Source organism: Pseudomonas sp. URIL14HWK12:I6, from assembly GCF_000514195.1.
GTDB lineage: Bacteria > Pseudomonadota > Gammaproteobacteria > Pseudomonadales > Pseudomonadaceae > Aquipseudomonas > Aquipseudomonas putida_A.
Map to the genome: position 1 here is coordinate 50,804 of NZ_AZVL01000012.1, position 24,461 is coordinate 75,264.

The window sequence follows — 24,461 nt, forward strand, 5'->3', positions numbered from 1 at the left end:
CACATTTTTTCAAACGCCTGAACCGCTCAAGAATGGGACTCACCGCACAACTGGTCAGACCGGTCATGCCAATTCATCAATTTTCACTTGCGATCCGCAAAAATCCGCGCCTAGACTGCACCCGCACTGGACATACCGGTAAGACCACAATAATTAAGTTCTGAATCTGATGCGCCTAAAGGCGCACGGCAGCCAGGACACCGACCAGGATTCCTCCCATGCTCAGATGGTGCTCACGTTCAATCTTCCTCCAAGTGGTTCTCGGACTGGTGCTCGGCATCGTCTGCGGGCTGACCCTTCCCGAATATTCCGCTCAGCTCAAACCACTGGGTGACGGCTTCATCAAACTGATCAAGATGCTTATCGGCCTGATCGTGTTCTGCGTGGTGGTCAGCGGCATCAGCGGCGCGGGCGATCTGAAGAAAGTCGGGCGCATCGGCCTCAAGTCGGTGATCTACTTTGAAGTGCTGACCACCATCGCCCTGGTGATCGGTCTGGTATTCGCCTTCAGCACCGGCATCGGCAGTGGCGCGAATATCCATCTGGAGCAGTTGTCCGCCGCCGACATGGGCGACATCGCCGAACGCGGCCAGCACATGCACACCACCACTCAGTTCCTGATGGATCTGATCCCGACTTCGGTGCTCGGCGCTTTCGCCGATAACAACATCCTGCAAGTGCTGCTGTTTTCGGTGCTGTTCGGCAGCGCGCTGAATCTGGTGGGCGAAGCGGCTTCCGGGATCTCACGGCTGATCAACGAGCTGAGCCATGTGATCTTCCGGATCATGGGCATGATCGTACGCCTGGCGCCGATCGGCGTGTTCGGCGCCATCGCCTTCACCACCAGCAAGTACGGCCTCGATTCGCTGCAACACCTGGGCAGTCTGGTGGGCTTGTTTTACCTGACCTGCATGGCGTTCGTCAGCGTGATCCTCGGCGTGGTAATGCGCGCCTCGGGCCTGCGTCTGTGGCCCCTGCTCAAGTACCTGCGCGAAGAATTGCTGATCGTCATGGGCACCGCTTCTTCCGACGCCGTGCTGCCACAGATCATGCGCAAACTTGAACACCTGGGGATTGGCAGCTCGACGGTCGGGCTGGTGATTCCCACAGGCTATTCGTTCAACCTCGACGGTTTCTCGATCTACCTGACCCTGGCCATCGTGTTCATCGCCAACGCCACCGGCACGCCACTGGCGATGACCGATCTGCTGACGATTCTGCTGGTGTCGCTGATCACTTCCAAGGGCGCCCACGGCATTCCCGGCTCGGCGCTGGTGATTCTGGCGGCGACGCTGACGGCGATCCCGGCGATTCCGGTCGTGGGTCTGGTGCTGGTACTGGCGGTGGACTGGTTCATGGGCATCGGCCGGGCACTGACCAACCTGATCGGCAACTGCGTCGCCACCGTGGCCATCGCCCGTTGGGAAAAGGACATCGATGTGCAACGCGCCAACAAAGTACTCAGCGGTCAGCAGGGCTACACCTTTCAACCGCGTAAAACCGGAACTCCGGCGCACCAGCAAGAGTTCTGATTTTCAACCCCGCAGGAGCTGCCGCAGGCTGCGATCTTTTGATCCTGTTTGCGGCAGCCCCAACGGGCTCACGGAGCAAGACAAGTGATCACCACATCAACCGTCGTCAACTCAGTCGTAGAAAAACTGCGCGCCGCCCTCGCCCGCGGTCAGTGGCGCTCCGGCGACATGCTGCCGGGTCAGCGCGAACTGGCCGAACAACTGGGCATCAGCCGCCCAAGCCTGCGCGAAGCGGTGATCGTCCTGGAAACCCTTGGCCTGGTGCGTTCGATGCCGGGCAAAGGCGTGGTGGTGCTCGACGCCCAGCTCAGTGACAGCCAGAGCCACGACAGCGCGGTGGCCGGCGCCAGCCTCGAAGACGTGCTGCAACTGCGCTACACCCTTGAGCCTTTCATCGTCGGTCTGGTCGCGCAGTCGATCAGCAGCAAGGAGGTCGGCCAGTTGCGCTTGACCCTGATGGACATGCGCGAAGCCCTTGAAGCCGGTGACAGTGAAGCCGGGGTCAGCGCCTACATCGCCTTCCACGAGGAGCTGTTCACCCTGACCTCGAACCCGATCTTCCAGAGCGTGGTGCAGCAAACCAGCAATGCCCTCAAGCAAAGCGCCGAAGTGCTGCGCAATTCGCCTGAGCATCTGGCCGAACGCCTGGAAGAAAACGAAGCGGTGGTGCGCGCAATCCGCAGCAAGAACAGCGCTCAGGCCAGCGCCGAAATGCGTCGGCACATTCTGCGTGAAGGCCAGCGCATGGGCGTTGAATTGAACATTCCGGATGACAACCTCAGCCACTGATTGATTCACACTGGAGACCGGCCATGAACAGCCTTGCCACGTCGCCGCACACTCGTCAGATGTCGGCCCCCCTGCCCTTCTCCCGCCTGCAGGCGTCGGCAGACGATCTGTACCCGCGGCTGTTCGACGCGATTCTGGACCGGCGAATCGACCCGGCCAGCCGCTTCACCGAAGACAGTCTCAAGCAGATGTTTGGCGTCAGCCGCGCCGATGTGCGCCGGGTGCTGACGCAGTTGTCCCATGAGCAGGTGATTGTGCTGCGCGCCAACCACCGGCCACGGGTCGCCACACCGGATGCCGAGCAGACCCGGCAAACCCTGCACGCCCGGCGCCTGACCGAAGCGACGCTGGTGCGTCTGGCTTGTCAGAATGCCTCAGCGGAGAGTTTGAAACGCTTGCGCACGCTGGTCGAGCGTGAACGTCTGGCCGTGACACAGGAACGCCGTGCGGCGGCGATTCGTTTGTCCGGCGAGTTTCATCTGCAGCTGGCACAAATGGCGGGGAATGCACCGTTGGCACATTTTCTTGGCAGTCTGGTGCCGTTGACGTCGCTGGCGATTGCGCGGTGTGATGGATCGACGCTGGGTTGCTGCGCGTGGCAGGAGCATCTGGCGATTGTCGAGGCGGTCGCGTCTGAGGATATGTCCATGGCTGAGCGACTGATGAATCAACACCTGGATCATCTTGAGCAGACCTTGCTGGGTACAGCCCTTGAGCATCGTGTCGCCGGTTAGATCGCCTTCGCGAGCAAGCCCGCTCCCACAGTGAATTGCATTCCCCCTGACAGAATGCGACCTACTGTGGGAGCGAGCCTGCTCGCGAAGAGGCCATCGCTGACAACCAGGATCCATCAGGCAGAAGTCACTCTGGCAAACCCCGCCCGAATCTTCTCTTCCGGCAGATCATCGGCAATAAACACGATCACGCTTTCCCGCGCCTCACCCTCGGCCCACTCGGTGTCCCAGTCGAAACCGTAAAGCTTCAGTACGCCCTGAAACACCAGCCGCCGATCCTCGCCAGCGATGTTCAACACGCCCTTGTAGCGCAACAACTGCTTGCCATGTTCTTCCAGCAGCTCATTCATGAACTCGCTGAGTTGATCGATATCCAGCGGCTGGTCTGTGCGCAGCACCAGGCTGGAGATACGGTCGATGGACGGCGCCTTGCTCACCGGGCGCAGGCTGACCCCGCCGCCCAGGTCAGCATTGAGGTTGAAGCCGCGCACGTCGAGCAGTTCGGCCAGATCGATGTTGCCGTGCTCGACCACGCGGATCGGCGCACGACGATTGATTCGCGTCAGGCGTTCGCTCAGTGCGTTGAACGTCGCCTCATCCACCAGATCGGTCTTGCTCACCAGCAAGCGGTCGGCGAAACCGATCTGCGCCTGGGCGATGGTCTGGGTCAGGTGCAGGTCGGCGTGAGCGGCATCTACCAGGGTGATGATGCCGTCGAGCAGATAGCGTTCGCGCAGTTCTTCATCGATGAAAAAGGTCTGCGCCACAGGCGCTGGGTCGGCCAGACCGGTGCACTCGATCACCAGACGGTCGAAGGCGATTTCACCGCTGTCCAGGCGTTCGAGCAGCAGGTACAGGGCCTTGGTCAGATCGGTGTGGATGGTGCAGCAGACGCAGCCGTTGGCCAGGGTCATGACTTGCACCGGTTCGACGCCGAGCAACTGGGTGTCGATGCCGGCGTCGCTGAATTCGTTCTCGATCACGGCGATCTTCAGGCCATGCTCGGCTTTGAGCAGATGGCGCAACAAGGTGGTCTTGCCGGCACCGAGGAAACCGCTGAGTACCGTTACAGGTATGGGAGAAGACAAAACACGATCTCCTGAAACAAACACAAAACAAATGTGGGAGCGAGCCTGCTCGCGAAAGCGGTGTGTCAGTCAAATCATTCATCAACTGACACTCCGTATTCGCGAGCAGGCTCGCTCCCACAGGGGGATGACCTCAACCGCAGGCTGTCAGCTCAACAGCACTTCGGCCCACCCTTGCCACCGTAACGCGCTTCCTGACGTTCGCGGAAGAACATCTCGTAGCTCATCACCGGTTTGTCCGGGTGTTTGGTTTGCATATGCTCGACGTAGGTGTCGTAGTCGGGCATGCCGACCATCAGGCGTGCGGCCTGACCGAGGTATTTACCGAGGCGACTCAGGTCATTGAACATGGTGCAATCCTCTGGTTACGCGTCCGGCAGGGCCTGGAATGGCGATTCTTTATCCGTTCGCTCTTTTTTGCCCCAGGCAGCGATGCCGACCTTGAGCGCATAGAACAGGATGCTGAAGACCACGAACAGGAACAGCGCAGTGAGCGTTGCGTTGGTGTAGGCGTTGAAGATCACGTGCTGCATCTGCTCGATACTCTTGGCCGGGGCAATGACTTGCCCGGCGGCCAGGGCATCGCTGTACTTCTTGGCCAGCGACAGGAAGCCGATCGCCGGGTTGGCGTCGAACAGCTTGATGAAGCCTGCAGTGGTGGTGCAGATCAGCAGCCAGGCGGCTGGCAGCAGGGTGACCCAGATGTAGCGCTGGCGCTTCATCTTGATCAGGACCACGGTGCCGAGCATCAGCGCGATACCGGCCAGCATCTGGTTGGAGATACCGAACAGTGGCCACAGGGTGTTGATGCCGCCCAGCGGATCGATCACGCCCTGATACAGCAACCAGCCCCACATCGCCACACAACCGGCGGTGGCGATCAGGTTGGCAGTCCACGATTCGGTGCGCTTGAGCGCCGGAACGAAGGAGCCGAGCAGGTCCTGCAGCATGAAGCGCCCGGCACGGGTGCCGGCGTCCACAGCGGTCAGGATGAACAACGCTTCGAACAGGATCGCGAAGTGGTACCAGAACGCCATGGTGTTTTCACCCGGCAGGACACTGTGCAGGATCTGCGCGATACCGACCGCCAGGGTCGGCGCGCCGCCGGCACGGGCGAGGATGGTGGTTTCGCCGATGTCGTGAGCCACGGCTTGCAGCGCCTCCGGCGTGATCGCGAAGCCCCAGCTGCTGACCATCTGCGCCACCGATGCGACGTCACCGCCGACCACGGCGGCCGGGCTGTTCATGGCGAAGTACACGCCCGGCTCGATCACCGAAGCGGCAACCATGGCCATGATCGCCACAAACGATTCCATCAGCATGCCGCCGTAACCGATGTAACGCGCGTTGGTTTCGTTATCCAGCAACTTCGGCGTGGTGCCCGAAGAGATCAGTGCGTGGAACCCGGACACCGCACCGCAAGCGATGGTGATGAACAGGAACGGGAACAGACCGCCCTTCCACACCGGCCCGGTGCCGTCGACGAACTGCGTCAGCGCCGGCATTTTCAGCTCGGGCATGGTCACCAGAATGCCGATCGCCAGGGCGATGATGGTGCCGATCTTGAGGAACGTCGACAGGTAGTCGCGTGGCGCGAGGATCAGCCACACCGGCAACACGGCGGCGACGAAGCCATAACCGATCAGCATCCAGGTGATTTGCACGCCGGTGAAGCTGAAGGCCTTGGCCCACACCGGATCAGCGGCAATCTGCCCACCGAGCCAGATCGAACCGAGTAGCAGCAACACGCCAATGACCGAGATCTCGCCGATGCGGCCCGGGCGGATGTAGCGCATGTAAATGCCCATGAACATCGCGATCGGGATGGTCGCCATCACGGTGAAGATGCCCCATGGGCTCTCCGCCAGTGCCTTGACCACGATCAGCGCCAGCACCGCGAGGATGATGATCATGATCAGGAAGCAGCCGAACAGGGCGATGGTGCCGGGGATGCGGCCCATTTCTTCACGGACCATGTCGCCCAGGGAACGGCCGTTGCGCCGGGTCGACATGAACAGAACCATGAAGTCCTGCACCGCGCCCGCCAGCACCACCCCGGCAATCAGCCACAGCGTGCCGGGCAGATAACCCATCTGCGCCGCCAATACCGGGCCGACCAGAGGTCCGGCGCCCGCGATCGCGGCGAAGTGGTGACCGAAAAGAATGTGTTTGTTGGTCGGCACATAGTCCAGACCGTCGTTGTTGAGCACAGCGGGGGTGGCCCGACGCGGATCCAGTTGCATCACATTGTTGGCGATGAACAGGCTGTAGTAACGGTACGCGACCAGATAAATGGCCACGGCCGCGACCACGATCCACAAGGCGTTGATCGCCTCTCCTCGGCGCAATGCCACTACGCCCAGGGCGCACGCTCCTACGATTGCCAGCACTAGCCAGGGTAAGTGGCGTAGCAGGCTATTATTATTTTTCATTTTATTATTCCAGCCAGGGTGGACAAGAAAGACAGCCACCCCGAGTTTAGCGCTTACGGCGCCAAAGGCCATACCCCGACGTTGGTCTAGACGGCTCGTTGATTGGCAGCCACCCAACGGTCGGGTCTATAGTCAGCGAACTCTTCCGAGGATTGCGCCATGAGCGAACACCCAGCCAATCGCCGTCGCTTCAAACGTATTGCGTTCGATGCCAGAACCGAGCTGAGTCAGGGCCAATTCATCTGGCCGGTGAAGTTGATCGATCTGTCGCTCAAAGGGCTGCTGATCGAACGGCCGGAGCCGTGGCTTGGGGATAGGGAGCAGGATTTCTTCGTCAACATTCATCTGAGCGATGATGTCGATATCGAGATGGATGTACACCTGGCTCACGAAGATCACGGACAACTAGGCTTCGTCTGCCGGCATATCAGTCTGGAGTCGATCCAGCGCTTGCGACGGTTGATCGAGCTCAACCTGGCTGACGAAGCCGAGCTTGAGCGCGAACTCGGCGCCCTGATCGAAATCTAGCCATCAATACAAATCCCCTGTGGGAGCGAGCCTGCTCGCGAAGACGGTGTGTCATTGAGCAATGATGCCGACTGACACGGCCCCTTCGCGAGCAGGCTCGCTCCCACAGGTTACGCGTTCACTCAAACAATGCGTCGAGCGCCTGTTCCAGCCGGGTCACGGCAATGATCTGTAACCCCGGCGGCGCCTCCTTCGGTGCATTGCCCTTGGGCACGATCGCCCGTTTGAAGCCATGCTTGGCCGCTTCCTTCAAGCGCTCCTGCCCGCTCGGCACCGGACGCACCTCGCCAGACAAACCGACTTCGCCAAACACCAGCAAATCATGCGGCAATGGCCGGTTGCGCAGGCTCGACATCACCGCCGCCATCAACGCCAGGTCGGACGCGGTCTCCAGCACCTTCACCCCGCCGACCACGTTGAGGAACACGTCCTGATCATGGGTCGGAATGCCGCCATGGCGATGCAAAACCGCCAGCAACATCGCCAATCGGTTCTGATCAAGGCCCAACGTCACGCGCCGTGGATTGGCCAGATGGCTGTCATCGACCAGCGCCTGCACTTCCACCAGCATCGGCCGGGTGCCTTCCCAGGTGGCCATGACCACACTGCCCGGGACTTCTTCCTGGGCACGGGTGAGAAAAATCGCCGAAGGGTTGGAGACTTCTTTCAGGCCCTTGTCGGTCATGCCGAACACACCGAGTTCGTTGACCGCACCGAAACGGTTTTTCACCGCCCGCAACAGACGCAAACGGCCATCGGATTCGCCTTCGAAATACAGCACGGTATCGACCATGTGCTCCAGCACCCGCGGGCCGGCGAGCGCGCCTTCCTTGGTGACGTGACCGACGAGGAAGATCGCCGTGCCGCTCTGCTTGGCATAACGCACCAGCAGCGCCGCGCTCTCACGTACCTGCGAGACGCCACCCGGAGCTGATTGCAGTTGTTCGGTGAAAATGGTCTGGATCGAGTCGATCACCATCACCTTGGGTTTTTCCTGACGGGCGGTGGCAATGATGGTTTCGATGCAGGTCTCGGTCATCACCCGCAGTTGATCCTGGGGCAACCCCAGACGCCGGGCGCGCATCGCCACTTGCTGCTGGGACTCTTCACCGGTGACGTACAGCGCCGGCATGCTCTTGGCGAGGTTGCACAGGGTCTGCAACAGAATCGTCGACTTGCCGATGCCCGGATCACCACCGATCAGCACCACCGAGCCGTCGACCAGACCGCCACCCAAAACCCGATCCAGCTCACCGGAGGCGGTGGAGAAGCGCGGAATCTCCTCGATACTGACTTCGGCCAGGGTCTTGATCTGCGCCTGTTGCCCGGACCAGCCGGTACGCCCGGTGGGCGCCGTGGCCCCGCCGCTTTCGATCATGGTTTCGGTCAGGGTGTTCCAGGCGCCGCACTCGCCGCACTGGCCCGCCCACTTGGGAAAGGTTGCGCCGCACTCGGTGCAGCCGTACATGCGCTTGGCCTTGGCCATCTGGATCCCCCGGCAAAAACCGCGATGATAACGCAGCCACCGCTCAGCGCGGCGCGGCGGTACGGATTTCGCCGTTGGCCAGACGCGCGGCGCTGTTGCCCAGCGGGTCTTCGGCATTAAGATCGGCGCCCTTGGCCTTGAGCGCGTCGAGCAGTTCGATGCGCTTGAACAACCCGGCGTACATCGCCGCAGTCTGGCCTGCGCCGTTGCGCTGATCGGGGCTGCAATCGGTGGCCATCAGCCTTCGAGCAATCTGTATCTCGCCTTTGAAAATCGCGCCCATCAGCGCTGTATTGCCACGTTGGTCCTGCGCGCAGGCATCAGCGCCCGCCGCCAGTAACCGGTCAACTGCCGCACCCTGGCCGTGATACGCCGCCAGAATCAAAGCGGTGTAGCCCTTGCTGTCGCGGGTATCGAGGGAATAACCGGACTCGATAAAGGTCTCGAGCATCGGCACATCACCACGCCGGGCGGCATCGAAATAGTAATCCTGCAACTGCGCCTTGATCGCCTCGGGGTTCTGTTCGGCCAGCGCTGCAAATGACAGGCAACCGAGCAACAGTAAAAGAAAGGCACGCATAAACGCTCTCCTTGGGCAGAGCGGGGCCTGAGTCAGGCCCCGCGTTGCATGGCGTCGAGATCAGTCGACCAGTTTCGCTGCCAGCGCCTTGACCCGGCTCAGATCACCCTTGGCCACTTTGGTCACACCGGTGCCGTATTCCGGATCTGCCTTATAAAGAAAGGACAGGATGATGTGCTTGCTCTCGTCATCGGTGGTCGCCAACGAACCGCCGAAGCTGGCGATCAGGTCCTGACGCTCCTGCTGGCTGAGCGAGCGATACAGATCCCCGGCCTGTTTGAAGTTCTGCTCACGCTGAATCTTCGCCTGCTGGGTGCTGCCCGACAGTGCCAGCTGGCTGTAACGCGCGCTTTGCGGCTCTTCACGCGGTTGCAGGCGGCTTGGCTGATAGTTCACGCCAGACGCCGTGGCACCGAAGTTCATCGCACCGTCCTGATTGCCATTGTTGACCGCAACTTTTGGCGCATTGATCGGAAGTTGCAGGCCGTTTGCACCCAGGCGATACATCTGCGTATCGGCATAAGAAAACACTCGACCTTGCAACAGACGATCTTCTGAAGGTTCGATACCCGGCACAACATTGGCCGGGGCCATGGCAACTTGTTCGGTTTCCTGGAACACATTGGCCGGATTACGGTTCAACACCATTTGTCCAACTTTTCGCTCAGGAACATTCGGCCAGATTTTGGTAGCGTCCAATGGATCGAAATCAAACTTGGACAAATCTTGTGGATTCAGCACTTGGATGTACAAGTCCCATTTCGGGAAATCACCCTTATTGATATGACTGACCAGATCATTAGTCATATGACTGTAATCTTTGCCCTGAACTTTCTCGACTTGTTCAGGTGTCAGGTTTTTGATGCCCTGCAAACTTTTCCAGTGGAACTTCACATAGTGCACTTCGCCTTTGGCGTTAACCAACTTGTAGGCATGCACGCCATTACCGTCCATTTCCCGATAACTGGCTGGAGTACCCGAATTGGAATACAGCTCGGTCAGCGTGCGAGTGGCTTCCGGCACGTGGGAGAAGAAGTCGAAACGACGCGAGTCATCGTCAAGGTTGGTGCGTGGATCGGGTTTGAACGCATGAACCATGTCCGGAAACTTGATCGCGTCGCGAATGAAGAAGGTCGGGAAGTTGTTGCCGACCAGGTCCCAGTTGCCATCAGCGGTGTAGAACTTGGTGGCAAAGCCCCGTGGATCGCGCAGGGTTTCCGGGGAATGGTTACCGTGAACCACTGCGGAGAAGCGCACGAACACTGGCGTCACCTGCCCGGCAGCGAATACCTTGGCCTTGCTCAGGTCGCTGAGGTCGTTGGTCACGGTGAACGTGCCATGGGCACCGGTACCGCGGGCATGCACCACACGCTCGGGAATGCGCTCACGGTCGAAACGCTGGAGTTTCTGGATCAGTTGCACGTCTTGCAGCAGCACCGGGCCGTTGGCGCCGGCGGTTTGCGAGTTCTGATTGTCGCCCACCGCTGCACCATTATCCCGGGTCAGGGGCGCGGCGTGCACGGAGAAGGTCAACAGGCTGGCGGTGAGTACGCCGAGCGTACGGCGATGGGGAAAAGCCCCCAGTCCAAGGGTGGAATTCATATCAGGTTCCTCTGGTTCTTTTGGGCGCATCCAGGTGCGCCAACCAGAGGCTAGAGGGCTAAGTCCGCGAACATAAATAGAAAGTTCGTAACCCGACGATTGAAAATTTTGGCTTCCCGATCAGCGTGTTACGGCGTATTTCGCGCGCGATTAGTGGCACTTTGCAAACTAATTGCAGATTTATCGGTCGATAAAAACGGGCATTGTAAGAAGGTGTTTCGCGCAGGACGCGTTTGCTGATTTACACTGCGTACACCAACCTCATCTGTAACAAGGAAATAACCTATGGGCGTGCTTAGTGAGTTCAAGGCCTTCGCGGTCAAAGGCAATGTGGTCGACATGGCCGTCGGTATCATCATCGGTGCCGCCTTTGGCAAAATTGTTTCGTCGTTTGTCGGCGACGTGATCATGCCGCCAATCGGCCTGTTGATCGGAGGGGTGGACTTCAGTGATCTGGCCATCACGCTTAAAGCCGCCGAGGGCAACGCCCCTGCCGTGGTCATGGCTTACGGTAAATTCATCCAGAGCATTCTGGACTTCGTGATTGTCGCCTTCGCGATCTTCATGGGTGTCAAAGCCATCAACCGCCTTAAACGCGAAGAAGCCGTAGCCCCTTCCCTGCCACCGGTTCCGACCAAGGAAGAAGAGTTGCTCGGTGAGATCCGCGATCTGCTCAAGGCCCAGAACAACCGGCCTTGACTGCTTGATGAATAAAGAACGGCGCCTGATGGCGCCGTTTTTTTACCAGTAGTTTTCCACCGCCACCTGTCCCGGCCGCCGCGTCAGGCTCAGGCTCATGTGGCGTTTCTTCAGCAGTGCCCGGGTGTCGTCGATCATCTGCGGATTGCCGCACAGCATGACGCGCGAGTGCTCGGGGGCCAGTTCAACACCGGCTTCACGCTCCAGCTCGCCGCTTTCAATCAGGCTGGTAATACGGCCATGCAAGGCACCAGGAACCTTTTCTCGGGTAACGGTGGGAATGAACTGCAGTTTATGGGCGTGTTCTGCCAGGTAATCACGCTCGGACAGTTCTGCAATCAACGACTGATAGGCCAGTTCCCGCGCTTCGCGCACGCTGTACACCAGAATGATCCGCTCGAATCGCTCCCACACTTCGAAGTCCTGCAGAATCGACAGAAACGGCGCAACCCCGGTCCCGGTGGATAACAGCCACAAATCCCGACCGTCGACAAACCGATCCAGCGTCAGGTAACCAAAGGCCTGGCGTTCCACCAGCAGGGTATCGCCGACCTGCAAGCGACTAAGTTCACTGGTGAATTCGCCACCTGGCACCACGATGGAGAAGAACTCGAGAAACTCGTCGAAGGGTGAAGAGACCATCGAGTAAGCACGCCAGACCGTGCTGCCATCAGCCTTTGTCACCCCCAGGCGAGCGAATTGTCCCGCGCGAAACCTGAAGCCCGTATCGCGCGTGGTGCGCAGGGTAAACAGACTGGGGGTCAAAGGCTGCACGTCGAGCAAGGTCTGGGCAGTAAATTTATCTGCGCTGACAGTCATGGGGGCACTCCACGGAAAAGACCCTGACAGTCTCGCGCAAACTCAGAGCATAAACACCACTGCTTTTGTAGTGGTTTACCGTTCAGACCGCCCGAAAAAATGAGAATTAAACCCAAATGCCGTTAATACAGCTTTATTCAAAGTCCGATTGAATGACAGGTTAAATCCAACGCATTATTGATGACTAATAACCTTTCCAGCAACTAACCGCCCCCTCCAAGAGCAAAAAAATTCAACGCCATTTGTAAGACCTGTCCTACACTCGGTTGCGTGCAGGATCCGATTGGATCCATAAAAAGCACCCGACGAACGACTCATGGAGAGTGAGTGATGGAAATGTGGAAGGAGTCGCAATTAAAGCAACTGACTTTCGCAAGAGAAATAGAGACCGCTTATCCGATCTTGCTGCGATTCGCTCAAAATATTGGCTTCAATTTTTGTGCCATCTCATTGACATCAAACAATCGGAACGCTGACTTAAAGACCTTGCAAATCAATAACTATCCGAAAGAGTGGAACCAACTTTATGAAAGACAAAACTACAGAAAAATCGACCCGGTAGTAGCACACTGCAGTCATTCAATGCTGCCGATTGTCTGGACCGAGGACGTGTTTTCGCAAACCTTGTCGCTGTGGGACGCGCAACAGAGGCATGGGTTGCGACACGGTTGGTCCCAGTCGTTCCACCACGAAGACAGCGGGCTGTGCAGCACCCTGAGCCTTGCCAGGAAAAACGGTCCATTAAGTCCGCTCGAGTTATACGAGCATTTTGGCTATATGTTTTACGCAACCAGCCACCTGAGTGACCTGTTCGCCAAAACCTTGCCCAAACCGGCCAAAAAGCCCGTCCCCCCACGTCTTTCACCGCGAGAACTGGAAGTGCTCAAGCTCTCGGCGCTCGGCAAGACGGCCTATGAGATTGCCAGGATCCTCTGCCTGAGCGAGCGGACGGTGAATTACCACGTGCAAAACGTGATTCTCAAACTGAACGTCTGCAACAAGATTTCTGCGGTCATTGCCGCCAAGAGTTGCGGCCTTCTCGACATGCCCGCCCACTAAAAGCTGCGAGTATTTCAACGGAAAAAAACGTACCATTTGCAACCTTCCTGAGTGATGACGTGCGCCGCACGCCGCAGTCCACTCGGATGGTTCCGCCGCGCGACGCCCTGGGCTGCGGGCCACCCGTTGAATAACCAGAGTTCTCGCCCGATGCCCTTGCTCGAAACACCCTTTGCCCAACTCGACCTGATCCGCCAGCCCGAGCAGCAGAATGAACCTCTGCAAGCGTTCGATGCGGCTGACGAATACCTGCTCAATCATCTGGCCGCGCAACAACCGACGGCAGACACCCGGGTGTTGGTACTCAATGACAGCTTCGGAGCGCTGGCGGCGAGTCTGGCGGGCAAGGTTCAGGTCAGCAGCAGTGGCGACTCGTTTCTCGCATTCCAGGGCCTGGAAAAGAACCTGGTACGCAACGGCCTGGCATTTGATGCCGTGCGCGGGATTGCGGCCAGTGAGCCGTTGATCGGGCCGTTCGACCGGGTGCTGATCCGCGTGCCCAAGACGCTGGCATTGCTGGAAGAGCAACTGATCCGCCTGCAAGGGCTACTGGCACCCGGCGCCGAAGTGGTGGCAGCGGCCATGGTCAAGCATTTGCCGCGCGCAGCCGGTGATCTGCTGGAGCGTTACATTGGCCCGGTACAGGCTTCACTGGCGGTGAAGAAAGCTCGCCTGTTGATCGCAACGCCTGAAGCCAAAGCCCCGGCGACCTCGCCCTACCCTTCGCGTTATCAACTGGACGAGCCGGCCATCGAATTGCTCAACCACGCCAACGTGTTTTGCCGTGAAGGCCTGGATATCGGCACCCGAGCTTTTCTCCCGCACCTGCCCAAGAACCTCGGCAGCGCCCGCGTCGCCGACCTCGGCTGCGGTAACGGCGTCCTGGCCATCGCCAGCGCCCTGCACAACCCCGACGCGCACTACACGCTGGTCGACGAATCGTTCATGGCGGTGCAATCGGCCGCCGAGAACTGGCGCGCCGCGCTGGGCGAGCGCGAAGTGCTCGTGCGCGCTGGCGATGGTCTGGCCGGACAGGCGCCGCAATCGCTGGACGTGGTGTTGTGCAATCCGCCGTTCCATCAACAACAGGTGGTGGGTGACTTCCTCGCCTGGCGCATGTTCCAGCAAGCCCGCGAGGCGCTGGTGGTGGGCGGTGCGTTGTACATCGTCGGCAACCGGCACCTGGGTTATCACAGCAAACTGGCGCGGCTGTTCCGTGGCGTCGAGCAAGTGGCAGCCACACCGAAATTCGTGATTCTCAAAGCCCGCAAGTAAAACCTCAGACAAAAAAAACCCTCCGCGGTACAGAGGGTTGTAAACCGTGCCCAAGGGCCACGGGACGGGATGTTTCAGTGTGTGGTCAGGCCGGCCGCGTTCATGAACAGGCGCATCAGGCTGGCGGCAATGAACAGCGCGCCGACGCTACCGATCCAGATCAGGGCCAACCAGCCGAGCCGCTGCCACAGCGGCTTTTTTTCGGCTTCTTCAATCTCGTGCAGGGAATGTTTGCCGTTCATTGCATCGTTCCTCTTGGGCGATGGCGTCGCTGAGGACGCCACCGCGAGAAGGCTTGCTCTCACAGGGTGAGCAGAGCGAGAGATCAGTGGTAACCGTCTTCATGGGTGACCTTGCCGCGGAACACGTAATAGCTCCAGAAGGTGTAACCCAGGATGAACGGGATGATGAACAGCGTACCGACCAGCATGAAGCCCTGACTTTGCGGCGGTGCGGCGGCGTCCCAGATCGAGATCGACGGCGGCACGATGTTCGGCCACAGGCTGATGCCCAGACCGCTGTAGCCGAGGAATATCAGCACCAGGGTCAGCAGGAACGGCATGTAGTTGGCATTGCGCGCCACCGCGCGGATCAGCCCGTACAGCGTCACCAGCACCAGAATCGGCACCGGCATGAACCAGAACAGGTTCGGCATGCTGAACCAGCGTGTCGCGATCTCGGGGTGAGCCAGCGGCGTCCACAGACTGACGATGCCGATCACCGCCAACAGCACGAACGCCAAGGGCCGCGCGAGGTTGTGCATCTGCTCCTGCAACTTGCCTTCGGTCTTCATGATCAGCCAGGTGCAACCGAGCAAGGCATAGGCCACCACCAGCGCGGCGCCGCAGAACAGGGTGAACGGTGTCAGCCAGTCCAGTGAACCGCCGGCGTATTGCCGATTGACCACCGGCAAACCGTCGATGAAGGCCCCGAGTGCCACGCCCTGGAAGAACGTCGCCGCCACCGAGCCGCCGATGAACGCCTTGTCCCACAGGTGACGCTTGTCGTCCTTGGCCTTGAAGCGGAACTCGAACGCCACGCCGCGGAAAATCAGGCCGATCAGCATGAAGATCAACGGCAGGTACAGCGCCGACAGCACCACCGAATAGGCCAGCGGGAACGCGCCAAACAACGCCGCACCGCCCAGTACCAGCCAGGTTTCATTGCCGTCCCATACCGGGGCGACGGTGTTCATCATCACATCACGGTCGGTCTTGCCCGGGATGAACGGGAAGAGAATCCCGATCCCCAGGTCGAAGCCGTCCATGACCACGTACATCATGATGCCGAAGATGATGATCACGGCCCAGATCAGCGGAAGATCAATACCCATGAGTCAAATCTCCTTTTCCAGGCTGCGCTGCGAGTCGGCGTCGGTACCTTCATCATCGGCTGCGGACAACGGCCGAGCCGGAGTGCGTTTCTGGCCAGGACCACCTTCGTTGGTTTCCTTGCCTTCGTCGGTTTTCGGCCCTTTGCGCACCAGGCGCATCATGTAGCCAAGCCCCGCACCGAACAGCGCGAAATACACCACGACGAACATGATCAGGGTGATGCTCATCTGCATGAAACTGTGATTGGACGAAGCATCCGCCGTGCGCATCAGCCCGTAGACCACCCACGGCTGCCGACCGATTTCAGTGGTGAACCAGCCAGCGAGGATAGCGATCAGGCCGGACGGCCCCATCCACAGCGCCAGATACAGGAACGGCCGCGAGGTGTAGAGCGAATCGCGCTTGCGCAGCCACAGGCTCCACAGACCGGTGAAGATCATCAGGAAGCCGAGACCGACCATGACCCGGAACGACCAGAACACAATGGTCGAGTTCGGCCGGTCTTCAGGCGGGAACTCCTTGAGTGCCGGCACTTGCTTGTCCAGCGAGTGGGTCAGGATCAGGCTGCCGAGGTACGGGATCTCTACGGCGAATTTGGTTTTCTCTTCTTTCATGTCCGGCCAGCCGAACAGGATCAACGGGGTCGCTTCGTTGCCTTTGTTTTCCCAGTGGCCTTCGATCGCGGCGATTTTCGCCGGCTGATGCTCAAGGGTGTTCAGCCCGTGGAAGTCACCGATAACCGCCTGGATTGGCGCGACGATCAGCGCCATCCACATTGCCATCGACAGCATGGTGCGGATCGCCGGGTTGTCCTTGCCGCGAAGCAGGTGCCAGGCCGCCGACGAGCCAACGAAGAACGCCGTGGCCACGAACGCGGCGGTCGCCATGTGCATCAGGCGATACGGGAACGATGGGTTGAACACGATGGCCAGCCAGTCGGTCGGGATCACCTGGCCGTTGACGATCTCGAAGCCTTGCGGCGTCTGCATCCAGCTGTTGGAAGCGAGAATCCAGAATGTCGAGATCAGCGTGCCGATCGCCACCATCACCGTGGAGAAGAAGTGCAGTTTGCGTCCGACCTTGTTCCAGCCGAACAGCATCACCCCGAGGAAACCGGCCTCAAGGAAGAATGCCGTGAGCACCTCGTAGGTCAGCAACGGTCCGGTGACGGAACCGGCAAAGTCCGAGAAACGGCTCCAGTTGGTGCCGAACTGGTAAGCCATGACCAGACCGGAGACCACACCCATGCCGAAGTTGACGGCAAAGATTTTCGACCAGAAGTGGTAGAGATCCCGGTAAGTGTCGTTATGGGTTTTCAACCACAACCCTTCAAGCACCGCCAGGTAGCTCGCCAGACCAATGGTGATGGCCGGGAACAGGATGTGGAACGAGATGGTGAACGCGAACTGAATTCGGGCGAGATCGAGTGCCTCTAAACCGAACATAAGTCTTCCTCTGTCAGGTAATACCGGCATTGGGGCTTGTGGCCCCTGCCTACTGCCCCCACGGATATGGAGTGCGGCGAATTCTGATTCGTTCTTTTTTAACAGCCATCGCAACGCAGGGAGTCTGGCCAACGGGCCACCAGAGCATGGCCCGGGAGGGTCTTGATCTGGATCAAGCAACGTTAAAAGAGTAGTCCCATTTCCGACGAAGAACGGCGTGGTCGTTTGCCGCGTGACAAGTTGCCTCATTGCCTGGGCAACGTTCTGAAAGACACTCCTCAGAGCTGCACGACCTGTAGTGAGGGGATTCATCCCCGATGGGCGGCGAAGCAGCCCCCCTCCGATACACATTGCCTTTTGGTCGTGTCGGCAGTTTTTACGACTGCTACGCAGTCGATCGGGGATGAATCCCCTCGCCACAGGGGGATCGGCATCCAGAACGCGAGATAGATGTCTGGCTAACTAAATTTTCTGTCATAGCAACTTCCTGTTACAGACTGGTGATAACCTCGACGTTCTCCTTCGAGCCAGACCTGCCTTCAGATGCCCAGCCAAGAGCCCCTGCTGTTACGTCACCATCGTCCTTTTCTTGCGTTCTGGTTCGCCCGGATCTTTACCGCCAGTGGCTTTCAGATGCTTACCGTGGCGATCGGCTGGAATCTGTATCAACTCACCGGCAACGTGCTCGACCTGGGGCTGGTCGGGCTGGTCGAGTTCGCGCCACGGGTGCTGTTCATGCTGCACACCGGGCATGTCGCCGACCGCTATGACCGGCGTCGGGTCGCGGCGATCTGTCAGTCGTTGCAGGCGTTGATTGCCCTGGCACTGGCCATCGGCAGTGCGACCGACCACGTCACCCGGGAAATGATCTTTATCCTCGCCTTCCTGCTCGGTGCGGCGCGCTCCTTCGAAATGCCGACGACCCAGGCGCTGCTGCCGAGCATCGTGCCCAGCGCCCTGTTTCCACGGGCGGTCGCCGCAGCGCAGTCGGCTCAACAGTCAGCCACCATTGTCGCTCCGGCCCTCGGTGGCTTGCTTTACGCGTTTGGCAGTGTCTGGGTCTACGGCCCGACGGTGATGCTCTATGTCATCGCCTGCACCTTGATGCTCAACCTGCCCGCCCGGCAAACGCCGCTGAACAAAGGCAAAGCCACGCTGGATTCGTTGCTGGCGGGTATCCGCTTCATTCGCAGCCGCCCGGACATTCTCGGGGCGATCTCGCTGGATCTGTTCGCGGTGTTGCTCGGTGGCGCTACGGCGTTGCTGCCGGTGTTCGCCAAGGACATCTTGCTCACCGGGCCGTGGGGCTTGGGCCTGCTGCGCTCGGCGCCGGCGGTTGGCGCGTTGGGGATGTCGCTGTTCCTCGCGCGATTTGCCGTCGAGCGCAACGTCGGTCGGGTGATGTTCACCGCCGTCGGCGTATTCGGCGTCGCTACCATCGCCTTCGGCCTGTCGACCTCGTTCTGGTTCTCGCTGGGCGTGCTGGTGGTGCTCGGCGCGGCGGACATGATCAGCATGGTGATCCGCGCCTCCTTCGTGCAACTGGAAACCCCGGACGAAATGCGCGGCCGGGTCAGCGCGGTGAACGGCCTGTTCATCGGTGCCTCGAACCAGTTGGGCGAATTCGAATCCGGCCTCACCGCGCACTGGTTCGGCACCGTTCCGGCGGTGGTGATGGGCGGGATCGGCACGCTGGTGGTCACCGGAACGTGGATCAAACTGTTCCCGACCCTGGCCAACCGCGACCGGATGCATGTGCCGGTGGAAGAGGCGAAGGTCTAGGTCACATCAGTGAAATCAACAGGCCAGGCACAAATTGATTGAAAAGGTGCGGTACATAGTTACCGCACAGAGTGTAACGTATCGCCTTACACTCGCCGCCATGATCAAATCCTTTCAGCACAAAGGCCTTCGTGGCTTCTATGAAACAGGTTCGACCCGCGGAATTCGCGCCGATCACGCAAAACGTCTGGCGCGTATGCTGCAGTTCATGGATCGCGCAGCACTTCCCGCAGATCTTGATCTGCCGGGTTGGCGCCTGCATCCACTGAAGGGTGAACTGTCCGAATATTGGTCGCTCAGTGTTTCAGGCAACTGGCGGGTTATCTTTCGTTTTGTCGGTTCGGACATCGAATTGGTCGATTATCTGGACTACCACTGACAGGAGGCAGGCTCATGACCATGCACAACCCGCCACACCCCGGTGAAACCCTGCTCACGGATGTCTTGCCAGAGTTAGGCATCAGTGTGAGTGAATTGGCCAGACATCTGGGCTTCGCCCGCCCTCACCTTTCCCGCGTATTGCACGGCCATGCACCGATCAGCCCGGATCTGGCTGTACGGCTGGAGCGAGCAGGCATTGGCAAGGCGCGTGTGTGGCTAGGCGTTCAAACCGATTACGATCTGTGGCAAGCAGAGCATCGGGAGCAACCAGCCATTACGCCTATCGCTGCCCACGCCTGAAGCCATCAAACCAACATCTCCCCCGCCACTTTCGCCCGCAACGCCTTGCCACCAAGCTGCTCCACCAGCGTCAGGGCAAACGCCAGTGCGGCGCCGGAGCCTTTGGCGGTGATGCAATTGCCGTCGACCACCACCGGTTGATCAACAAACGTACAGCCCGACAATTGATGGCTGGCACTCGGCAGGCAGGTCATGCGCCGTTGGCGTAATACGCCTGAGGCTTGCAGGGCAATGGCCGGGGCTTCGCCGATGGCGGCGAACAGGCGGCCGGCGCTGGCCTGGTCCTTGAGCAATTGCTGCAGCGGCTGATGCGCCGCCAGATGCTGGGCGCCGACGGCACCACCGGGCAGGACGATCAGGTCGAAGGTCTGCGCCAGTACATCAACCAGCATGCCGTCCGCTGTCAGGCGCGTACCGCGGGCGCAGGTCAGCATGCGCCGGCCTTCGATGCTGGCCGCCACGACTTCGACGCCGGCGCGGCGCAGCACATCGATCAGGGTCACGCTTTGCAGATCATCGATGCCCTCGGCGAGGGTAATCAGGGCTCTAAAGGTCATGGGCGCTATCCGCTGGGTGATCTTTAAAGCGTAGTCAGCTTTGCCCTGCCTGTTCGATGACCGCCGTTACTTGATGTAAAGCTGGGTCGACATCGTGTTGCGTGGCGCGTTGATCGAGGTGTTACTGAAGGTGAAGGTGCCTTCCTGCTTGCCCGCCAGATCAAAGGTATACAGTGAGCCGACGGTGTTGCTGCCGGGCTTGCACTCGGTCAGGTTGCCGTTATCAAAGGCGCACACCGGCGCCCGGGTGCCGTTGACTTCAAAACCGTCCAGCGTGGCATGCGGCTGGTTCTGACCATAGCCGATTTCCAGCACGAACACCTTGATGCTCGGGCCGCTGTGATCGCATTGGGTTTGCGGCTGGTTATCGCCGATGTCTTCCAGACCACAGGCCGGCGATTGAACCTTGATCACCTTAACTTCAGTCAATGGTGGCGCCGAGGCTGCCAGCGCCGCCGTCGACCCGGCCATCAGCCCGGCCATTAACCCGAAAGCCTTTATCCAGCGCTTGCCCATGTGATCGTATTTCCCCAAAAAATTCAGCGCGCAGTATGGCGCAGTTGGCCCTGTGGCAAAACTTCGACGACGTTCGGCACCAACAACCGCCATATTCCTCACGCTGCTGGTATGATGCGCGGCTTTTTCCGGCCCACCACAAATTCCCAGGCGCTTGCGACGGTCTGTGCTTTGCTGTTGAGGTCGATACATTCACGGCGCCGCGCGCGCCACGGGGAGCAGACATGCTGGAAAGGCTGTTTCAACTCAAGGCACACAACACCAACGTGCGTACCGAGATTCTGGCGGGCGTCACGACCTTCCTGGCCATGGCCTACATTCTGTTCGTCAACCCGAGCATCCTCGGCGAGACCGGCATGGACAAGGGCGCAGTGTTCGTTGCCACCTGTCTGGCAGCCGCCATCGGCTCGACCATCATGGGCCTGATCGCCAACTACCCGATCGCCCTCGCCCCGGGCATGGGCCTGAACGCCTTCTTCACTTACACCGTGGTCCTGCACATGGGCCACACCTGGCAAGTGGCGCTGGGCGCGGTGTTCATCTCGGCAGTGTGCTTCTTCCTGCTGTCGATCTTCCGCATCCGCGAATGGATCATCAACAGCATCCCGCTGCCGCTGCGCTCGGCGATTGCCGCCGGTATCGGCCTGTTCCTGGCGCTGATCGCCCTGCACAACGCGGGCATCGTGGTCAGCAACCCGGCGACCATGGTCGGCCTCGGTGACCTGAAAGCCCCGGCGCCGATCCTCGCCACCCTCGGCTTCGCCCTGATCGTCGCCCTCGAAGCGCTGAAAGTGCGCGGTGCAGTACTGATCGGCATTCTGGCGGTGACCATCATTTCCATCGCCATGGGCTTCACCCCGTTCGGCGGCGTGACCTCGATGCCACCTTCGCTGGCGCCGACCTTCATGCAACTGGACATCAAGGGCGCGCTGGACATCGGTCTGGTCAGCGTGATCTTCGCCTTCCTGTTCGTCGACCTGTTCGACAACTCCGGCACCCTGATCGGCGTCGCCAAACGCGCCGGCCTGATGGGCAAGGACGGCCATATGCCGAAAATGGGCCGGGCACTGATCGCCGACAGCACCGCGGCGATGGCCGGCTCGCTGCTGGGTACTTCGACCACCACCAGCTACATCGAATCCGCTGCCGGCGTGAGTGCTGGCGGCCGTACCGGCCTGACGGCGATCGTCGTGGCGATCCTGTTCCTGTTGGCGCTGTTCTTCTCGCCACTGGCGGCCAGCGTTCCGGCATTCGCCACCGCACCGGCGTTGCTGTTCGTCGCCGTGCTGATGACTTCCGGTCTGGCGGAAATAGACTGGGAAGACATCACCGTCGCCGCGCCGGTCGTGGTCACCGCGCTGGCCATGCCGTTCACCTACTCGATCGCCAACGGCATCGCCTTCGGTTTCATCTCCTGGACCGTGATCAAGCTGCTGTCGGGCCGCGCCCGTGAGCTGAACCCGGCGCTGGTGATTCTGTCGATTCTGTTTGTGATCAAGTTGGGTTGGTTCAACGCATGACTTTCGATTCCCAGGCCTACGCCACTCAGCTCGAAGACAAGGTCACGCGTTTGCGTGACCTGCTGGCCCCGTTCGATGCACCAGAGCCGACCGTGTTCGACTCGCCGCTGCAGAACTTCCGCCTGCGCGCGGAATTTCGCCTGTGGCGCGAGGCCGGTGAGCGGCACTACGCGATGTTTTCCCAGGACGACAAACGCACGCCGATCCTGATCGAAGAGTTCCCGATTGCCAGCCTGCGCATCAACCAGTTGATGCCGCAGCTCAAGGCGGCATGGCAGGCCAGTTCGGCGCTGAGCCACAAGCTGTTCCAGGTGGAGTTCCTGACCACCCTGGCCGGCGATGCGATGATTACCCTGTGCTATCACCGTCCGCTGGACGAACACTGGCATGCGGCCGCGTCGAAGTTGGCGGCTGATCTCAACGTCAGCGTCATCGGCCGCTCCAAGGGCAAGCGCGAAGTCATCGGCCACGATTACGTGGTGGAGAAACTCGAAGTCGGTGGTCGCACCTTCAGCTACCGCCAGCCGGAAGGCGCATTCACCCAGCCCAATGGCACGGTAAACCAGAAGATGCTGAACTGGGCCTACGAAGCATTGGGCGATCGTCCCGACGATCTGCTGGAGCTGTACTGCGGCAACGGCAACTTCACCCTGCCGCTCGCCACCCGTGTGCGCAAAGTGCTGGCCACCGAGATCAGCAAGACCTCGGTCAACGCCGCACTGAGCAACCTCAGCGAAAACGCTGTGGATAACGTCACGCTGGTGCGCCTGTCCGCCGAAGAGCTGACCGAAGCGCTTAACGAAGTGCGCCCGTTCCGTCGCCTGCAAGGCATCGACCTGAAGAGCTACGAGTTCGGCAGCGTGTTCGTCGACCCGCCGCGCGCCGGCATGGACCCGGACACCTGCGAGCTGACCCGGCGCTTCGACAATATCCTGTACATTTCCTGCAACCCCGAAACCCTCGCGGCCAACATCGCCCAACTGCACGACACGCACCGCATCACCCGCTGCGCGATGTTCGACCAGTTCCCGTGGACGCATCACATGGAGTCCGGGGTGTTGCTGACCCGGCGTTGATGGCGAATGCCGAATACAAAAAAGCCGTCGTTGATGACGGCTTTTTTGTTCCTGCTTACTGTGCGGTGTCGGTTTTACGTGGACGCCCGCCCTTCTTGCCATTCGCTCGTGCGGCTTCGGATTTTGCCGCACTGCTTTGACGACCGTTGCGCGACGCAACCACCGAAGCCGCCATCCTCATGAGAGACGGGCTCGCCGAAATCATTCCGGAGATGGAAACGTCGAGGTCTTTGCCCTTGTGGCAAAGCGCGGTGCCTGCAAAACCGACTGTCAGGTTCGCATAATCGTCTGAATCAAACCCGTCGAACTCCGAATACTGGCTCACCGGTAGCAACACACCGCTGCCGTCTTCAAAACGAATGACCAGAGACGGGCTTTCAAAGGTCACAGAAACAGCCTGCAAGCTGCTAGCTTGGCGCGCTTCGCCACGGTTTATCGCGGCATCGAGCACTTCTTCCGTCAGCGGACGATGTACGGACGGCTTTGCCTTGATGACTTTCATAAATCGATTTCAACTCCTGCCAGTTTGCCGAGCAATGTCAGAACAGTCTTGTCTGCTTCTGGTTCATAGCACGCCGAACTGATCCTGTAGGTCGTAGCGGTGACCGGTTTCATCACGGGGACTTCGTTTGACTCGCAGTCCCACACCTGATTGTCGAGACAAACTGTCTGCAAGACTGACCACCAGATCCCTCGTGCGCGACGCAGATGAGCAGGTTGCCCCAGTGATTGACACAATCCTTCCAACACCGCCAGCGGCGGTCGGCGAGAAAGCGGCACGACGTCCCACAGATCAATGTCGTTGTGCCAGAAACTGAACTGAAATCGGGCATTCCAGGCGCCTGCATTAACGTGAACATGTGGCGGGCAATGCTCATCTCGCAACATGATGCCTATCGACAATCCCTTGTAGTTGCATACTTTCAT

At 59.8% G+C, this 24,461-nt stretch carries 26 protein-coding genes; 12 read left to right on the forward strand and 14 right to left on the reverse strand.

The genetic code is table 11. The features are described 5' to 3' along the window. The first annotated feature begins 218 nt into the window (after positions 1-218). The 3 genes from H043_RS0116905 (at position 219) to H043_RS0116915 (ending at position 3,055) form a co-directional block, all read left to right on the forward strand. The gene (locus tag H043_RS0116905) at positions 219-1,532 is read left to right on the forward strand and encodes a C4-dicarboxylate transporter DctA (protein WP_007963773.1); all 1,314 of its coding nucleotides are present in this window, start codon (positions 219-221) and stop codon (positions 1,530-1,532) included. Between the two features lie 84 nt (positions 1,533-1,616). Then, positions 1,617-2,321 (forward strand): FadR/GntR family transcriptional regulator, encoded by a 705-nt coding sequence (locus H043_RS0116910; RefSeq protein WP_027612834.1) that lies wholly within the window; start codon positions 1,617-1,619, stop codon positions 2,319-2,321. A 23-nt stretch (positions 2,322-2,344) separates the two neighbouring features. Beyond that, a complete protein-coding gene (locus tag H043_RS0116915) occupies positions 2,345-3,055 on the forward strand; it encodes a GntR family transcriptional regulator (RefSeq protein ID WP_027612835.1) in 711 nt (236 codons plus the stop codon). 116 nt (positions 3,056-3,171) lie between these two features. On the opposite strand, the gene yjiA is transcribed toward H043_RS0116915, so the two are convergent. The 3 genes from yjiA to H043_RS0116930 all read right to left on the reverse strand — a co-directional run bounded on the left by yjiA (position 3,172) and on the right by H043_RS0116930 (position 6,575). Further along, on the reverse strand, positions 3,172-4,143 hold the full coding sequence (gene yjiA, locus H043_RS0116920) for a GTPase (RefSeq protein ID WP_027612836.1): 972 nt from the start codon (positions 4,141-4,143) through the stop codon (positions 3,172-3,174). A 152-nt stretch (positions 4,144-4,295) separates the two neighbouring features. Further along, complete coding sequence (locus tag H043_RS0116925; protein WP_003228401.1) at positions 4,296-4,493, reverse strand: YbdD/YjiX family protein; 198 nt, start codon at positions 4,491-4,493, stop codon at positions 4,296-4,298. 15 nt (positions 4,494-4,508) lie between these two features. Then, entirely contained in the window at positions 4,509-6,575 is a 2,067-nt protein-coding gene (locus tag H043_RS0116930) for a carbon starvation CstA family protein (protein WP_007963766.1), read from the reverse strand. A gap of 159 nt (positions 6,576-6,734) precedes the next feature. Here H043_RS0116930 and H043_RS0116935 point away from each other — a divergent pair, with 159 nt between their 5' ends. Next, positions 6,735-7,103, forward strand: a complete 369-nt coding sequence (locus H043_RS0116935) for a PilZ domain-containing protein (protein ID WP_027612837.1) — start codon at positions 6,735-6,737, stop codon at positions 7,101-7,103. A gap of 118 nt (positions 7,104-7,221) precedes the next feature. Here the strand turns inward: H043_RS0116935 and radA are convergent, their stop codons facing one another. From radA to katB, 3 genes are read right to left on the reverse strand one after another with little or no spacing between them, the layout of a single operon-like run. Continuing rightward, on the reverse strand, positions 7,222-8,589 hold the full coding sequence (gene radA / locus H043_RS0116940; protein WP_027612838.1) for a DNA repair protein RadA: 1,368 nt from the start codon (positions 8,587-8,589) through the stop codon (positions 7,222-7,224). A 43-nt stretch (positions 8,590-8,632) separates the two neighbouring features. Further along, positions 8,633-9,169 (reverse strand): ankyrin repeat domain-containing protein, encoded by a 537-nt coding sequence (locus tag H043_RS0116945; RefSeq protein ID WP_027612839.1) that lies wholly within the window; start codon positions 9,167-9,169, stop codon positions 8,633-8,635. 60 nt (positions 9,170-9,229) lie between these two features. After that, positions 9,230-10,771 (reverse strand): catalase KatB, encoded by a 1,542-nt coding sequence (katB, locus tag H043_RS0116950; RefSeq protein ID WP_027612840.1) that lies wholly within the window; start codon positions 10,769-10,771, stop codon positions 9,230-9,232. 285 nt (positions 10,772-11,056) lie between these two features. Between katB and mscL the strand changes: the two genes are divergently transcribed. After that, positions 11,057-11,470, forward strand: coding sequence for a large-conductance mechanosensitive channel protein MscL (gene mscL, locus H043_RS0116955; RefSeq protein ID WP_027612841.1), 414 nt, complete (start codon positions 11,057-11,059; stop codon positions 11,468-11,470). 42 nt (positions 11,471-11,512) lie between these two features. Here the strand turns inward: mscL and H043_RS0116960 are convergent, their stop codons facing one another. Continuing rightward, positions 11,513-12,289: a ferredoxin--NADP reductase gene (locus H043_RS0116960; RefSeq protein ID WP_027612842.1), complete on the reverse strand. Its 777-nt coding sequence runs from the start codon at positions 12,287-12,289 to the stop codon at positions 11,513-11,515. Between the two features lie 330 nt (positions 12,290-12,619). On the opposite strand from H043_RS0116960, the gene H043_RS0116965 reads away from it, so the two are divergent. Beyond that, a complete protein-coding gene (locus tag H043_RS0116965) occupies positions 12,620-13,348 on the forward strand; it encodes an autoinducer binding domain-containing protein (RefSeq protein ID WP_027612843.1) in 729 nt (242 codons plus the stop codon). A gap of 150 nt (positions 13,349-13,498) precedes the next feature. Then, positions 13,499-14,623, forward strand: coding sequence for a class I SAM-dependent methyltransferase (locus H043_RS0116970; RefSeq protein WP_027612844.1), 1,125 nt, complete (start codon positions 13,499-13,501; stop codon positions 14,621-14,623). A 74-nt stretch (positions 14,624-14,697) separates the two neighbouring features. On the opposite strand, the gene H043_RS29825 is transcribed toward H043_RS0116970, so the two are convergent. From H043_RS29825 to H043_RS0116985, 3 genes are all read right to left on the reverse strand, one after another. Then, positions 14,698-14,865 carry a DUF2474 domain-containing protein gene (locus tag H043_RS29825; RefSeq protein ID WP_007963754.1) on the reverse strand — a complete coding sequence of 56 codons (168 nt, stop codon included), beginning with the start codon at positions 14,863-14,865 and terminating at the stop codon, positions 14,698-14,700. Positions 14,866-14,948: 83 nt separating this feature from the next. Further along, positions 14,949-15,956, reverse strand: coding sequence for a cytochrome d ubiquinol oxidase subunit II (gene cydB, locus H043_RS0116980; protein ID WP_007963753.1), 1,008 nt, complete (start codon positions 15,954-15,956; stop codon positions 14,949-14,951). Between the two features lie 3 nt (positions 15,957-15,959). Further along, complete coding sequence (locus H043_RS0116985; protein WP_027612845.1) at positions 15,960-17,402, reverse strand: cytochrome ubiquinol oxidase subunit I; 1,443 nt, start codon at positions 17,400-17,402, stop codon at positions 15,960-15,962. Positions 17,403-17,945: 543 nt separating this feature from the next. On the opposite strand from H043_RS0116985, the gene H043_RS0116990 reads away from it, so the two are divergent. The 3 genes from H043_RS0116990 to H043_RS0117000 all read left to right on the forward strand — a co-directional run bounded on the left by H043_RS0116990 (position 17,946) and on the right by H043_RS0117000 (position 19,865). After that, on the forward strand, positions 17,946-19,184 hold the full coding sequence (locus tag H043_RS0116990) for an MFS transporter (RefSeq protein WP_027612846.1): 1,239 nt from the start codon (positions 17,946-17,948) through the stop codon (positions 19,182-19,184). A gap of 100 nt (positions 19,185-19,284) precedes the next feature. Next, complete coding sequence (locus H043_RS0116995; protein WP_027612847.1) at positions 19,285-19,563, forward strand: type II toxin-antitoxin system RelE/ParE family toxin; 279 nt, start codon at positions 19,285-19,287, stop codon at positions 19,561-19,563. 14 nt (positions 19,564-19,577) lie between these two features. Then, positions 19,578-19,865 carry a HigA family addiction module antitoxin gene (locus tag H043_RS0117000; RefSeq protein ID WP_027612848.1) on the forward strand — a complete coding sequence of 96 codons (288 nt, stop codon included), beginning with the start codon at positions 19,578-19,580 and terminating at the stop codon, positions 19,863-19,865. A 5-nt stretch (positions 19,866-19,870) separates the two neighbouring features. On the opposite strand, the gene H043_RS0117005 is transcribed toward H043_RS0117000, so the two are convergent. Then, a complete protein-coding gene (locus H043_RS0117005) occupies positions 19,871-20,422 on the reverse strand; it encodes a DJ-1 family glyoxalase III (RefSeq protein WP_027612849.1) in 552 nt (183 codons plus the stop codon). A gap of 66 nt (positions 20,423-20,488) precedes the next feature. Next, a complete protein-coding gene (locus H043_RS0117010; protein ID WP_027612850.1) occupies positions 20,489-20,938 on the reverse strand; it encodes a DUF4879 domain-containing protein in 450 nt (149 codons plus the stop codon). 224 nt (positions 20,939-21,162) lie between these two features. Between H043_RS0117010 and H043_RS0117015 the strand changes: the two genes are divergently transcribed. Both H043_RS0117015 and trmA read left to right on the forward strand, forming a co-directional pair. Then, positions 21,163-22,458, forward strand: a complete 1,296-nt coding sequence (locus H043_RS0117015; protein WP_007963748.1) for an NCS2 family permease — start codon at positions 21,163-21,165, stop codon at positions 22,456-22,458. Further along, positions 22,455-23,534 carry a tRNA (uridine(54)-C5)-methyltransferase TrmA gene (trmA, locus tag H043_RS0117020; protein ID WP_027612851.1) on the forward strand — a complete coding sequence of 360 codons (1,080 nt, stop codon included), beginning with the start codon at positions 22,455-22,457 and terminating at the stop codon, positions 23,532-23,534. The genes H043_RS0117015 and trmA overlap by 4 nt, the downstream gene beginning before the upstream one ends. Positions 23,535-23,589: 55 nt before the next feature. Here the strand turns inward: trmA and H043_RS0117025 are convergent, their stop codons facing one another. Both H043_RS0117025 and H043_RS29830 read right to left on the reverse strand, forming a co-directional pair. Next, positions 23,590-24,036, reverse strand: coding sequence for a DUF2442 domain-containing protein (locus tag H043_RS0117025; RefSeq protein ID WP_027612852.1), 447 nt, complete (start codon positions 24,034-24,036; stop codon positions 23,590-23,592). After that, positions 24,033-24,461: a DUF4160 domain-containing protein gene (locus tag H043_RS29830; protein ID WP_081730247.1), complete on the reverse strand. Its 429-nt coding sequence runs from the start codon at positions 24,459-24,461 to the stop codon at positions 24,033-24,035. The genes H043_RS0117025 and H043_RS29830 overlap by 4 nt, the downstream gene beginning before the upstream one ends.

Excerpts from the sequence above, each read along its gene's own strand:
- H043_RS0116905 (WP_007963773.1), top strand. The coding sequence starts at position 219 with ATGCTCAGATGGTGCTCACGTTCAATCTTCCTCCAAGTGGTTCTCGGA.
- H043_RS0116915 (WP_027612835.1), top strand. The coding sequence starts at position 2,345 with ATGAACAGCCTTGCCACGTCGCCGCACACTCGTCAGATGTCGGCCCCC.
- H043_RS0116925 (WP_003228401.1), bottom strand. The coding sequence starts at position 4,493 with ATGTTCAATGACCTGAGTCGCCTCGGTAAATACCTCGGTCAGGCCGCA.
- H043_RS0116930 (WP_007963766.1), bottom strand. The coding sequence starts at position 6,575 with ATGAAAAATAATAATAGCCTGCTACGCCACTTACCCTGGCTAGTGCTG.
- H043_RS0116935 (WP_027612837.1), top strand. The coding sequence starts at position 6,735 with ATGAGCGAACACCCAGCCAATCGCCGTCGCTTCAAACGTATTGCGTTC.
- radA (WP_027612838.1), bottom strand. The coding sequence starts at position 8,589 with ATGGCCAAGGCCAAGCGCATGTACGGCTGCACCGAGTGCGGCGCAACC.
- H043_RS0116945 (WP_027612839.1), bottom strand. The coding sequence starts at position 9,169 with ATGCGTGCCTTTCTTTTACTGTTGCTCGGTTGCCTGTCATTTGCAGCG.
- katB (WP_027612840.1), bottom strand. The coding sequence starts at position 10,771 with ATGAATTCCACCCTTGGACTGGGGGCTTTTCCCCATCGCCGTACGCTC.
- mscL (WP_027612841.1), top strand. The coding sequence starts at position 11,057 with ATGGGCGTGCTTAGTGAGTTCAAGGCCTTCGCGGTCAAAGGCAATGTG.
- H043_RS0116960 (WP_027612842.1), bottom strand. The coding sequence starts at position 12,289 with ATGACTGTCAGCGCAGATAAATTTACTGCCCAGACCTTGCTCGACGTG.
- H043_RS0116965 (WP_027612843.1), top strand. The coding sequence starts at position 12,620 with ATGGAAATGTGGAAGGAGTCGCAATTAAAGCAACTGACTTTCGCAAGA.
- H043_RS0116970 (WP_027612844.1), top strand. The coding sequence starts at position 13,499 with ATGCCCTTGCTCGAAACACCCTTTGCCCAACTCGACCTGATCCGCCAG.
- H043_RS29825 (WP_007963754.1), bottom strand. The coding sequence starts at position 14,865 with ATGAACGGCAAACATTCCCTGCACGAGATTGAAGAAGCCGAAAAAAAG.
- cydB (WP_007963753.1), bottom strand. The coding sequence starts at position 15,956 with ATGGGTATTGATCTTCCGCTGATCTGGGCCGTGATCATCATCTTCGGC.
- H043_RS0116985 (WP_027612845.1), bottom strand. The coding sequence starts at position 17,402 with ATGTTCGGTTTAGAGGCACTCGATCTCGCCCGAATTCAGTTCGCGTTC.
- H043_RS0116990 (WP_027612846.1), top strand. The coding sequence starts at position 17,946 with ATGCCCAGCCAAGAGCCCCTGCTGTTACGTCACCATCGTCCTTTTCTT.
- H043_RS0116995 (WP_027612847.1), top strand. The coding sequence starts at position 19,285 with ATGATCAAATCCTTTCAGCACAAAGGCCTTCGTGGCTTCTATGAAACA.
- H043_RS0117000 (WP_027612848.1), top strand. The coding sequence starts at position 19,578 with ATGACCATGCACAACCCGCCACACCCCGGTGAAACCCTGCTCACGGAT.
- H043_RS0117005 (WP_027612849.1), bottom strand. The coding sequence starts at position 20,422 with ATGACCTTTAGAGCCCTGATTACCCTCGCCGAGGGCATCGATGATCTG.
- H043_RS0117010 (WP_027612850.1), bottom strand. The coding sequence starts at position 20,938 with ATGGGCAAGCGCTGGATAAAGGCTTTCGGGTTAATGGCCGGGCTGATG.
- H043_RS0117015 (WP_007963748.1), top strand. The coding sequence starts at position 21,163 with ATGCTGGAAAGGCTGTTTCAACTCAAGGCACACAACACCAACGTGCGT.
- trmA (WP_027612851.1), top strand. The coding sequence starts at position 22,455 with ATGACTTTCGATTCCCAGGCCTACGCCACTCAGCTCGAAGACAAGGTC.
- H043_RS0117025 (WP_027612852.1), bottom strand. The coding sequence starts at position 24,036 with ATGAAAGTCATCAAGGCAAAGCCGTCCGTACATCGTCCGCTGACGGAA.
- H043_RS29830 (WP_081730247.1), bottom strand. The coding sequence starts at position 24,461 with ATGAAAGTATGCAACTACAAGGGATTGTCGATAGGCATCATGTTGCGA.